This is a genomic window from Mycobacterium sp. SP-6446 (assembly GCF_001954045.1).
Classification (GTDB): domain Bacteria; phylum Actinomycetota; class Actinomycetes; order Mycobacteriales; family Mycobacteriaceae; genus Mycobacterium.
In genome coordinates this window covers 1-708 of record NZ_MBEM01000236.1, presented here as the reverse complement: position 1 = coordinate 708, position 708 = coordinate 1, and the positions used below count along the sequence as shown (strand labels likewise).

Sequence of the window (708 nt, the reverse complement as noted above, 5' to 3'; positions counted from 1 at the left end):
AGGGCGATCAGCGCGTCGGCATCGTTGGTAGCCGCGATACCCAGCGGCTCGATGCCGGCCAATTCCCCGGCGTCCTTGCCGACTTTGTCGGGCGAATGCACCCATACCCCAACGAGTTCCAGGTCTGGCCGGCGGCGGATCGCATCGATGGCGATCGACCCGACTCCCCCCGTCGACCACACGACGGTACGCATAGGGTTCACCTCCCTACTCATGAGCGCCCGCGGCGCACGTAGTCGGCGGCCGGCCCAGCCCAACTCGGAGCACGCAGGTCGAACCTCAGCGTGAGCATCAACAGCACCATAACCTAAGATTTGTTCATTAGGATAGTGCCTACTCTCTTAACAGGAGGAACAGGATGACGACCCAGCGGGTAGTGGTCTGGGCGACGGGCGGCATCGGGTCGATCGCGATCCGCACCATCCACCGACGCCCCGATCTGGATCTGGTCGGCGTGTGGGTGCACTCCGCGGAGAAGGTCGGCAGGGACGCCGGCGAACTCGCCAACGGCGAGCCGATCGGCCTCGCCGCCACCAGCGATGCCGACGCGCTGATCGCCCTCAAACCCGATTGCGTCATCTACGCGGCCAGCGGCCCCGAGCGCGACGGCGCCGCCGTGCCCGACTACTTGCGGCTGCTGGAGGCGGGGATCAACGTCGTGTCGACGTCGTCGACGAGTCTGGTGTATCCGCCCTCGTATGTAGCGCC

2 pseudogenes are annotated in these 708 nt (G+C 66.1%); one reads left to right on the top strand and one right to left on the bottom strand.

The features are described 5' to 3' along the window. A pseudogene (locus tag A5736_RS21590) lies at positions 1-194 on the bottom strand (dihydrodipicolinate reductase); the annotation flags it as partial. A 164-nt stretch (positions 195-358) separates the two neighbouring features. On the opposite strand from A5736_RS21590, the pseudogene A5736_RS21585 reads away from it, so the two are divergent. Next, positions 359-708, top strand: a pseudogene (locus tag A5736_RS21585) (dihydrodipicolinate reductase); the annotation flags it as partial.